Source organism: Kribbella sp. NPDC054772 (assembly GCF_053611945.1).
The window spans coordinates 124,803-135,090 of the sequence record NZ_JBSHBJ010000019.1 but is presented as its reverse complement, the minus strand read 5'-3'; the positions used below and the strand labels follow the sequence as shown (position 1 = coordinate 135,090).

Below are 10,288 nucleotides of genomic sequence, written 5' to 3'. Positions count from 1 at the left end.
CCGTCTCCATCGGCCCGTCCGGCATCGGCCACACCAGCAGCACGCTCCACGAACAACGAGGCCCCGTCGGCCCCCACCCCCAAAACCAACCCCCCCCCCCCCACAGCACCCTGCGGGGACGGGCGGCGCGTTGTTGTAGGCACAACTCGGGTCAGGCGAGCAGGGAGTACTTCGAGCGGGGCCAGGCCAGGAGGGCGTGGACCTGGGTGATGCCGGACTGTTGCAGGAGTTCCACCGAGCCCTCGCGGAACTTGTAGAGGTTGGTCGCCGGGTCGCGGGTGGTGTCCCACGTGTGGTCGGCGTACGACTGCATCGCCGCGCGGTAGCGGGGATCCGGTGCAACCGAGTCGAGGATCAGCAGGTTCTTGAACCAGATCGAGTTGAACGCCGCGCCCTGCTTGGCGAGCATCTCGGGGGTGTTGTAGAACGCCAGCGACGCGTTCGCGACCGCCTTCGCGTCCTTCAGGTACTTCCCGTCACCCGTTGCCTTGAACAACAGAACACCGGCTCCGAGCATCACGCCCTGGTTGTAGCTCCACTGCGTCTTCTCGACGTTGCCGGCCAGGTCGATGTGGTCCCAGTACAGGCCGTTCGGCGCGAGCATGCAGGTCTGCGCCCACGTGTACATCCGCTGCGCCCAGGTCAGGTACGACTTGTCCCGGGTCAGCAGGTACAGGTGCGCGCCGAGCTCGGCGCCCGGGCCGTTCGAGATCGTGTTGCGGTCCTGGCTCCACGCGGCCTGGGTCCAGTAGACGCCGCCCGCGCACGGGTGCGACGTGTCGGTGTCCCAGCCGTGGACGGTCAGCGCGAAGATGTCCTTGGCCCGAGCGAGTGCAGCGCGGTCACCAGTCCGCTTGTACCGCTGGATCAGGTTCAGCCCGATCCACTCGTTGTCGTCGTAGAACTTGTCCCCGCCCTGACCGTTGGGCGGCCGGACGTAGGAGTCGTAGCCGGTCGGCGTGGTCCCGGCGTTCCAGTAGAACTCGTACGCCGCGAGCCGGCGATCGGCCTCCTTCGAGCCCTGCACACCCGCACCGGGCACCCCGGCCAGGTCCTCGGCCGCGATGGCTGCCTGCGAGTACGGCCAGACGTACGAGTAGGCGTTGCCTCCCGTGTGCGGGTACTCCTCCAGCAGCAGTCCGCTGCCGGCGTCGAAGTACTTGTTGATGGCGTCGTACGACGCCCGTGCGCGCGCCGCGGCGGTCGGATCGGTTCCGACACCGGCATCAGCGGTCGTCATGTTCAGCGTCCCGAGGACGGCGACCGCGAGCGCTCCAGCAGCCAGACGGGTTGATATACCAAATTTCGTGCGCATCGACCTGCTCCTCCTGGGCGGTGGTGGTTGACAGCGATGTCATGCCTCTAGATGTCATGGATCTAACCGGCGCAAACACCCCGCGTCAATGGCTAGCGAGCAGGCACTTCCGGCACCGTAGTTGGTATATCAAGAGGCCGGGCCGCGAAGCTGATCCAGGCCGATCGCAGATGCAGCCGGATCCGCACCTGGTCCCCGGTCAGCACCCGCTTCCCCTTCGACCCGACGGCCTCGACGGTCAGCACCCGCCCGCCGCCCGGACCGACGCCGGTGCGCTTCAGCACCCGGACGTACCGGATCGATCCGACCGCGAAGACGGCCTGCATCTCGGCCGCCGTCCGCGTCACGGTCCATGTCGTGTTCGGGTTCCCGTTCTTCGGGTACGCGTCCCAGCCGTCCACCTTCATCACCTGGTACGGCGCGTCGCCGGTCGCCGTCGCCCCGCCGTTCGAGGACGAGAACTCCGCGATGATCGGCTTCCCCTTGTACAACCGGATCTGTCCCGCGGTCGCCGCGATCGCGTTGTTCGTCGACGTTTTCTCCGCGTCGTACCCGCCGTACACCTGGCACGACGTGGTGTCGCACAGGTCGTACGCCTTCCGCGACGCGCGAGCCCGATGGAACACCGAATAGGTGCGCGCGGCAACGGACTGTGCCTGCAGCGCCGCCGGTCGCCAGCTCGACACGGCTTCCCGCGGTACGACGCCGCGCAGGTAGTACTCCAACGGCAACACGTTCACGGTGTCCAGATGGGATCCCGATACGTCGATCGCCCGCAGTGCACCGCGATACCGCCGTACGGCGCCACTCGGCAGGACCAGCCCGATCACAGCCGCGCCCTCGAACTGCGCCATCCCCGTGAACGTCTTGTAGAGCGTCCATTTCCGGGTCTTCGCGTCGTACGAGCTGAGCTTGGTGCCGTGGTCGCCGTTCGGGTCGATCGACCACTGGTTCAGATTCGCTGCCCTTGGCAATGAATAGACCTTGCCGGTGGCAAGGGAACGGACCCGGAGACCGCTCACCGCTCCCACCCGAACGCCGTCGGTGGTGTCCGCGCTGACCCGGACCCGGATGTTCCCGGTCGCCTTCCCGGTCGTCGTTCCCGGGTAGTAGAAGTCCAGGATCTGCCGCGCGGACTTCCCGGCGATCGCCGCACCTTGTGCGCCGTACTGCGAGAGTCCGCGACCGTGGCCGAAACCGCGGCCGCTGATGGTCGTGTCCGGCACAGTCGCGGCCGGCCCGATCGGGCCGGCCTGCGCGCTCCCACTGATCACCGCGGACGACAAGACGACGGCCGCTATTGCACGTTTCCTCACGCTGCTCCCCCATACACGAGATGAACCTGACGATCGCGGCGGTCCCAGACCAACCAGCCGCGCTGGAATTTCTGCCGGGCCCCACCCGGCACCTGGTACGCGTCGGTGACCGGCAACCCGAGCCGCGCGCTGCCGGCCCCCAGCCGACGGAACCTGGTCCGGAACGCACCCGCCGTCGAATGCGGGCCGGTGGCAACGGAATAGAAGACGTCCCGGGTCCCGAAGTACGTCGCCCAGCCGGTGCGCGTCCGGTGCTCACCCCAGAACGGCTGCCCGACCGTGCGGAACCCGATACGTCGCGCATACTCGTAGATCGGCGTCGAGAAGTTGCCGCTCATCAAGGTGTTGACGCGTTGCTTCAGCCAGCCGAGTTTGTTGTACAGCTGGGTTCCCGGGCAGGCGGTCGCCTTCGTGTCGCGGTGTCCGGAGACGGTGTGCAACCGGCTGCCGTCGAGCACGATCGTTGCCAACGGCGACCGATAGTTCGCGTCCAGTTTCCACGCGATCACCCGCGCGGTGGACTCCAGCATCGCCGGCGGGGGTGCCGTCTGCTCGAAGTTGCCGATCACCGCGACACCGAACGAGTTCGCGTTGAACGACCCCGTGTGCGCGCCGAGCACCGGCAGCTGCGCACCGCCGGCCCTGCCCTCGAAGATCCGGCCGAAGCGGTCGACGAGGAAGTTGTACCCGAGGTCGCACCAGCCGCGGCTCTTCACGTGGTACGCGTACATCGCGCGCACCATCGCCGGCGCCTGCGCGCGGGTGTAGTCGTTGCGATCCGCGGTGTGGTGCACGAACGCCGCCTGCACGGTCGACGTGTACTTCGGCCGCACGCAGTCCGCACCGTTGTGCGCCCGCAGCCGCTCATCGGCACCCCACCGCCGGCGGCTCACCATCAACGGCATCGGGTACGGCGCTCTGCTCGCCGCCGGCTCGACGGATTGGGCACTCGGCTCGTCGGCGTCCGTCGGGAGGACACCGGGCTGGATGAGAACGACCTTGGCGCCGGTAATCGTCGTACCGGCAGTGGTGACGGCGGCGGCCTGGACACCGGTGGCGTCGCCGACCCACAGCGGCTCGGTGCCGGCGCGCTCAATTCCTTCCGGGGCTGATGGATCGGGCCCGTGGTCGTCCTCGATCCGCAGCGCCTGCCAGTCGGTCCATGTCCCGTTGTGCTCGACGCGGATCTTGGCGGTGACACCCTGCACACCTTCAGGCCAGGTGACGGCGACCGTCCCGAAAGGCTTGGTCTGCGTCTGGACGGACGGACCGTCGAGCGGGATCTCCTGGTACGAATCGTCCGCGGTCGGGGTCTCGGAGGCGTGGTGCGGGAGCGGGGCCAGAGCGGCCGCCGTCAAGAGGAGCGGGAGCAGTCGCGCGGTCTTGCCCATGAGCAGCCTTCCGGCGGGGGACGGACATCGCTGGGCGGCGCATTCCATTGTGCGCTGACGGTGACCGCTTTCCGGGCATTGCGTCACCCTGCGTGGCGCCGTCCGTCTTGAGGCGTTCGATAGGCTCTACCTAAAGAGCCCCCGAGAGAGGCCCGACATGACACTCATCCTGATCATCGCGGTCGTGGTGATCGCGATTCTGGCGTACCGCTCGTACCGTCGGACCCAGCTGCAGACCAAGCAGCAGCACCAGATCACCGCCGCCGAGCTCGAGGCGGTCAAGCGCACCGCCGACGAGGACATCACCCGCTTCGGCGAGGAGCTGCAGGACCTCGACCTGGAAATGGTCGGCAAGGACCTCGGCGACGGCGCGCGCCAGGACTACCAGCGCGCGCTCGACTCCTACGAGTCCGCCAAGCAGGCGGTCGGCCAGGTCACCGAGGCCGACCAGATCAAGCACGTCATCGAGATCCTCGAGGACGGGCGCTACGCGGCTGCCTGTGTCAAGGCCCGGGTGAACGGCGAGCCGCTGCCGCAGCGCCGGCCCGCCTGCTTCTTCAACCCGCAGCACGGCCCGTCCGTGGTCGACGTGATGTGGTCCCCGCCGAGCGGTGCGCCGCGTGAAGTGCCGGCCTGTGCGGCCGACGCCGAGCGGGTCCGCGCCGGTGCGGAGCCGGACGTCCGCAAGGTCATGGTCGGCCCGCAGCGCGTTCCGTACTGGGAGGCCGGTCCGGCCTACTCGCCGTACGCGCAGGGTCTGTTCGGTGGCGTCGGCGGCGTGCTGACCGGCATGTTCATCGGTACCGCGCTCGGCGGCATGTTCGCCGGCGGCGGGTACGGCGACTACGCCGCGGGCTACTCGGACGGCATGTCCGACGGTGGTGACGGAGGCGACGGCGGCGGAGATGGTGGCGACGGCGGAGGCGACGGCGGGGGCGACTTCAACCCCTTCGACGGCGGCGGCGACGGCGGCGGCTTCGACTTCGGCGGCGACTTCTGAGCAGCCCCGCCTTCTGAACGACCCACAGGGCCCCGGTGACCACTCAGGTCACCGGGGCCTTGTCCTTGCGTACGGCGTTACTCGCCGAAGAGGTGTTCCGCGGCGTCGGAGGCTTCCCGGACGTTGATGGCGTCCTTGTGCGTGCCAGGCAGCTGACCCAAGAGCTGGATCGCGGTTGCCGAACCGTTGGCGTGGCCTACGGCATAGGCGAAGGCGTGGCCGCTCTCCTTGTCGATGGCGGTGAGCAGCGTGCTCTGGGTGCCACACTTCTCGGCGACCAGCGAGTCGAAGGTGCTCCAGCCGGTACTGCGAACCTGTTTCACCACCGGCTTCATCGGGTTCGCGAGCGGAACCCGGATCGTGTAGAGCGCACCACCACGGGTCGTCGCGATGAACGTGTCGTACGTGCCGGTCTGGCTGAGCAGCGCCAGCGTCTTGACCGAGGAGAACCCGGAGGCCGACCCGGCCGCGCGCCAGGCGCCGTTCGCCCCGGGCAGCCAGCGGAACAGCACGCCGTCCTTGCGCAGGCCGTAGAGCATGGTCCGGCCGGTCGGCGCACCGACGTACGGCTGGTAGATCGACTCCTCGACCGCGGTGAAGTCACCCCAGCCGCTGCCGACCTTGGCGATGGTCTGGAACGGCGCACCGGTGCTGTCGTCGAGGCCGTAGCTCGAGCGGTACAGCGTCGAGTTGAGGATCACCATTCCGGAGTACGCGATGCCGTTCGCCACCCCGAGGGAGGAGAACCAGCTCGTGCTCGCCTTCGCGATCCCCGGCGTGTACAGGTGCGTACCGGCCGACGGGCCCGTGGCCTGCGGCGGGGTTGCGGCGGTCACCCGCGTACCGGTGATGTCGCCGCCGGCGGTGATCGAGTTGAAGTCCATCACGCAGGCCTTCCCCGCCGCTGCCTGCGCCGGAGTCGACATGCTGAGTCCACCCGCCAAGGCCGCTACCGCGACCCCGGTCGTCATCCACTTCGTCTTCATACCTCACCCGATGCGTGCCCCGCGCCGGAAGTTGCGAGTTAACTCCGAAGGTGGAGGCGGCGCGCGGCTTCGGCGATGGAGCCGGAGACCGAGGGGTAGACGGTGAACGCCTGGGCGACCTGGTCGACCGTGAGGCGGGCTCCGACGGCCAGCGAGATCGGGTGGATGAGCTCACTGGCCCGCGGCGCCACCACGACACCGCCGACCACGATGCCGGTGTTCGGGAGGCAGAAGAGCTTCACGAAACCGTGCCGGACGCCCTGCATCTTCGCCCGGGCGTTGTCCGCGAGCGGCACCTTGACGACCATCGCCGTACTGCCGCCCGCGTCCAGGGTCGCCTGCGTCAGGCCGACGGTCGCGATCTCCGGTGCGGTGAAGACGTTCGCGGAGACCGTTGACTGGTCCAACGGCGTGACCGCGTCGCCGAGCGCGTGCGCCATCGCGATCCGGCCCTGCATCGCGGCCACCGAGGCGAGCATCAGTACGCCGGTGCAGTCGCCGGCCGCGTACACCCCGCGGGCCGTCGTCCGGGAGACCCGGTCGACCTGCACGAACCCGCCGTCGGTGAGCGACACGCCCGACTCGACAAGGTTCATGTCATCGGTGTTCGGCAGCGAACCGACGGCGAGCAGCGCGTGCGATCCCTCGACCGTCCGGCCGTCGGTCAGCGTCACCACGACGCCGTCGCCCTGCCGCTTCACCGACTCTGCCCGGGACTTGCTCAGCACGGTCAGGCCGCGCCGCTTGAACACGCCCTCCAGCACCGCCGCGGCGTCCGCGTCCTCCCCCGGGAGCACCCGGTCCCGGGAGGACACCAGGACGACGTCGCTCCCGAGCGCGTCGTACGCGCTGGCGAACTCCGCACCGGTGACACCGGACCCGACCACGATCAGCCGCTCCGGCAACTCCTCGAGCTCGTAGACCTGCTCCCAGGTGAGGATCCGCTCGCCGTCCGGTTCGGAGCCCTTGAGGATGCGAGGCCTTGCCCCGGTGGCGATCAGCACCACGTCGGCGTCCAGCCGCTCCTCGCCGACCACCACGGTCTCCGGGCCGTCCAGCCGGCCGCGGCCGCTGATCACCCGGACCTTGTCGGACTCGAGCCGGCGCTCGATGCCCTCGCCCTGGGCGGCGGCCAGCGCCTTCACCCGTTTGTTGACGACCGAGAGATCGACACGCACGGAGTTCGCCGGATCGTCGTCGCCGTCGTCCAGCCGAACGCCGAGCTCGCCGGCCTCCTCGACCTCGGTCATCACTTCTGCCGTGGCGATCAGCGTCTTGCTCGGGACGCAGTCGGTGAGCACGGCAGAACCGCCGATCCCGTCGGAATCGACAACCGTCACCTCCGCCCCGAGCTGGGCAGCCGCACTGGCCGCTTCGTACCCACCTGGACCGCCTCCGATGATCACAACTCGCGCCACGAGAGGCCATTGTTCCGTATCCTCTGTTTGCGTGACCCTGTACGCCGCGTTTGCGTCGAACCTGGACCCGAATCTGATGGCCGAGCGGTGCCCCTACTCGCCCTTGCGCGGGACCGGCTGGATCACCGGATGGCGGCTCACCTTCGGCGGTGAGGAGCTCGGCTGGGAGGGTGCGATGGCGACCGTGGTCGAGGATCCGGCCGACCCGAAGAACCAGGTGTTCGTCGCGCTGTACGACATCCACCCCAAGGACATCGAGCGGCTGGACGAGTGGGAGGCGACCGACCAGGGCGTCTACCGGAAGATCCAGGTCCGGGTGCAGACCCTGGACGGCGAGCAGCTGGCCTGGATGTACGTCCTGAACGCCTACGAGGGCGGGCTGCCCTCGGCCCGCTACCTGGGCATCCTCGCCGAGGCCGCCGAGGCGGCCGGCGCTCCCGACGACTACGTGGCCGACCTGCGAGCGCGGCCGTGTCGGTCCTCGGGTCATTAGAGTGCCCATGTGATCGATGACCTGAGGGCCGCCGCCGAGGCTTGGCTGAGCGAGGATCCTGACCCCGACACCCGCGCCGAGCTGCAGGAACTTCTCGATAGTGACGCCGATGCGGAGCTGGCCGACCGCTTCGCCGGCACGCTGGAGTTCGGTACGGCGGGCCTGCGCGGTGCCGTCGGCGCCGGACCGAACCGGATGAACCGGGTGGTCGTGATCCGGGCCGCCGCCGGACTCGCGGCGTACCTGATGGCGAAGGGGATGACCGACGGGCCGGTCCTGATCGGGTACGACGCGCGGCACAAGTCGGACGTCTTCGCGCGCGACACGGCGGCCGTGATCCGGGGCGCCGGGCTGGACGCCGTCCTGCTGGACCGGCCGGCGCCGACGCCCGTGGTCGCCTTCGGGATCGGGCATCTGGGCGCGGTCGCGGGTGTCGTCGTGACGGCCTCGCACAATCCACCGCAGGACAACGGCTACAAGGTGTACCTCGGTGACGGCTCGCAGATCGTGCCGCCGGCCGACGCGGAGATCGCGGCCGCCATCGCCGCGGTCGGGGCGCTGGCCGACGTACCGCGGGGCGACGACTGGGAGACCACGGGCGACGACCTGCTGAACGCGTACCTGGACCGGATCGCGGAGCTGGTGCCGGCCGATGCGCCGCGGGAGCTGAACGTCGCCTACACGCCCCTGCACGGCGTCGGACGGACCCTGGTCGAGGCCGCGGTCGCTCGCGCGGGGTTCGCCGTACCGCGGGTGGTGGCGTCGCAGGCCGATCCGGATCCGGACTTCCCGACCGTCTCTTTCCCGAACCCGGAAGAGCCGGGCGCGATCGACGCCGCGCTCGACCTGGCGCGGTCGATCGGCGCGGACATCGCAGTGGCCAACGACCCGGACGCGGACCGTTGCGCGGTGGCGATCCCGGATCCGTCGGCCGACGGTGGCTGGCGGATGCTCCGCGGTGACGAGCTCGGCGCGCTGCTCGGTGAGTTCCTGCTGTCGTCACGACCGGACGGCGTCGCGGCCTGCTCCATCGTGTCGTCGTCCCTGCTCGGCAAGATCGCCGCGTCGTACGGCGTCCGGTACGTCGAGACGCTCACCGGCTTCAAGTGGATCGGACGGGTCCCGGAGCTGGTGTTCGGCTACGAAGAGGCGCTCGGGTACTGCGTGGATCCGGCGGCCGTGAAGGACAAGGACGGCGTCTCGACGCTGGTCCGGGTGCTGCAGCTGGCGGCGGGGGCGAAGGCCGCGGGGCGCACGCTGCTGGATCTGCTGGACGACCTGGCGGTGAAGCACGGTCTGCACGCGACCGACCAGCTGTCGGCGCGGGTCGAGGACCTGTCGCTGATCGCGAAGGCGATGGAGCGGCTCCGCGCGACGCCGCCGTCGGCGCTGGGCGCGTACACCGTCGAGCGGATCGACGATCTCGGCCAGGGGTCGGAGTCGTTGCCCCCGACGGACGGGCTGCGCTACACGCTGTCCGACGGCGCACGCGTGGTCGTGCGCCCGTCGGGTACGGAGCCCAAGCTGAAGTGCTACCTGGAAGTGGTCGTCCCGGTCAGCACGGATGTCGCCGCGGCCCGGGGCGATGCTGCTACTGCATTGGCAGCCATCAAGACCGATCTGGCTGCCGCAGCAGGTATGTAGGAACAGAACACCTGGCGGGTGATTCTGTTCCGGTCAGCGAGCCGCCGCGGCGGCCGCTTCGGCTTCCTCGGCCTGCAGGGAGCTCTGCAGCGAGGAGTGCAGGATGCGGAGCGTGCTGGTCGACTGCATCAGCGCGTCCCGCTCGTCCGGGTTCCGGTTCGCCAGCGCGCCGATGTCGTTGATGGCGGCCTCGATCCGGACGAGCCGGTCGCGGACCGTCCCCTCCTGGCTGCTGGCCCGGCGGATCGCGTCGGACGTGACCGTCCAGACGTCTTCCTTGTCGTTCGTACGCCGGGACATGTCCACCATCTGGCTCAGCGCGGCGAGGTCGTGGTCGACCTGGGTGCGCTCCACCGGGGCGGTGATGCCCGCGGTCGCCTGGCGCAGCCGGGTGACGTGCCCGGACAGCTCCGACCAGGTGCTCCGACCGCTCTTGATCTTGTCCAGCACCTTCGCGTACTCGGTGTTGAACTCGTCGTAGTTCACTGTCCTTGACTCCTGCCGTTCGACGCTCGACTCAGAACTCTAGGGCGTGCGCACCAAAAACAAGTAACCACACGATCGCAGATCGTGCAGGTGTCGCCAAAACGCAACAGCCGCCCCGGAACCCCAACCCGTACCGGCGGGCCCGTTAACAAAAAACGCAAGCGCCCTTACCCCCAGAAGCCGTTTATGTGTTTGACGTTGCCCCGACCCGGTATCTTTGGCGCGCGGTTTATCCCCCC

The 10,288-nt window shown here is 69.1% G+C and carries 9 protein-coding genes; 3 read left to right on the top strand and 6 right to left on the bottom strand.

The window, feature by feature from the left end:
* Nucleotides 1-151 precede the first annotated feature (151 nt).
* The 3 genes from ACWGID_RS26610 to ACWGID_RS26600 form a co-directional block, all read right to left on the bottom strand.
* Nucleotides 152-1,315, bottom strand: a complete 1,164-nt coding sequence (locus tag ACWGID_RS26610; protein WP_452200966.1) for a glycoside hydrolase family 76 protein — start codon at nt 1,313-1,315, stop codon at nt 152-154.
* A gap of 92 nt (nt 1,316-1,407) precedes the next feature.
* Nucleotides 1,408-2,631: a SpoIID/LytB domain-containing protein gene (locus ACWGID_RS26605; RefSeq protein ID WP_452200964.1), complete on the bottom strand. Its 1,224-nt coding sequence runs from the start codon at nt 2,629-2,631 to the stop codon at nt 1,408-1,410.
* Nucleotides 2,628-4,022 (bottom strand): N-acetylmuramoyl-L-alanine amidase, encoded by a 1,395-nt coding sequence (locus ACWGID_RS26600; protein ID WP_452200962.1) that lies wholly within the window; start codon nt 4,020-4,022, stop codon nt 2,628-2,630. Before ACWGID_RS26600 ends, ACWGID_RS26605 begins: the two co-directional genes overlap by 4 nt.
* Nucleotides 4,023-4,179: 157 nt before the next feature.
* Here ACWGID_RS26600 and ACWGID_RS26595 point away from each other — a divergent pair, with 157 nt between their 5' ends.
* A complete protein-coding gene (locus ACWGID_RS26595; protein WP_452200960.1) occupies nt 4,180-5,022 on the top strand; it encodes a hypothetical protein in 843 nt (280 codons plus the stop codon).
* Between the two features lie 77 nt (nt 5,023-5,099).
* On the opposite strand, the gene ACWGID_RS26590 is transcribed toward ACWGID_RS26595, so the two are convergent.
* On the bottom strand, nt 5,100-6,008 hold the full coding sequence (locus ACWGID_RS26590) for a hypothetical protein (RefSeq protein ID WP_452200958.1): 909 nt from the start codon (nt 6,006-6,008) through the stop codon (nt 5,100-5,102).
* Between the two features lie 38 nt (nt 6,009-6,046).
* Nucleotides 6,047-7,426, bottom strand: coding sequence for an NAD(P)H-quinone dehydrogenase (locus ACWGID_RS26585; protein WP_452200956.1), 1,380 nt, complete (start codon nt 7,424-7,426; stop codon nt 6,047-6,049).
* A 31-nt stretch (nt 7,427-7,457) separates the two neighbouring features.
* Here ACWGID_RS26585 and ACWGID_RS26580 point away from each other — a divergent pair, with 31 nt between their 5' ends.
* Nucleotides 7,458-7,919 (top strand): gamma-glutamylcyclotransferase, encoded by a 462-nt coding sequence (locus tag ACWGID_RS26580; protein WP_452200954.1) that lies wholly within the window; start codon nt 7,458-7,460, stop codon nt 7,917-7,919.
* A gap of 9 nt (nt 7,920-7,928) precedes the next feature.
* On the top strand, nt 7,929-9,563 hold the full coding sequence (locus tag ACWGID_RS26575) for a phospho-sugar mutase (protein WP_452200952.1): 1,635 nt from the start codon (nt 7,929-7,931) through the stop codon (nt 9,561-9,563).
* Nucleotides 9,564-9,596: 33 nt separating this feature from the next.
* On the opposite strand, the gene ACWGID_RS26570 is transcribed toward ACWGID_RS26575, so the two are convergent.
* Nucleotides 9,597-10,049 carry a hypothetical protein gene (locus ACWGID_RS26570; RefSeq protein ID WP_452200950.1) on the bottom strand — a complete coding sequence of 151 codons (453 nt, stop codon included), beginning with the start codon at nt 10,047-10,049 and terminating at the stop codon, nt 9,597-9,599.
* Between the last annotated feature and the right edge of the window lie 239 nt (nt 10,050-10,288).

What these genes read in the sequence shown, in the direction of transcription:
- ACWGID_RS26610 (WP_452200966.1), bottom strand. Translation starts at nt 1,315, where the DNA reads ATGCGCACGAAATTTGGTATATCAACCCGTCTGGCTGCTGGAGCGCTC.
- ACWGID_RS26600 (WP_452200962.1), bottom strand. Translation starts at nt 4,022, where the DNA reads ATGGGCAAGACCGCGCGACTGCTCCCGCTCCTCTTGACGGCGGCCGCT.
- ACWGID_RS26595 (WP_452200960.1), top strand. Translation starts at nt 4,180, where the DNA reads ATGACACTCATCCTGATCATCGCGGTCGTGGTGATCGCGATTCTGGCG.
- ACWGID_RS26590 (WP_452200958.1), bottom strand. Translation starts at nt 6,008, where the DNA reads ATGAAGACGAAGTGGATGACGACCGGGGTCGCGGTAGCGGCCTTGGCG.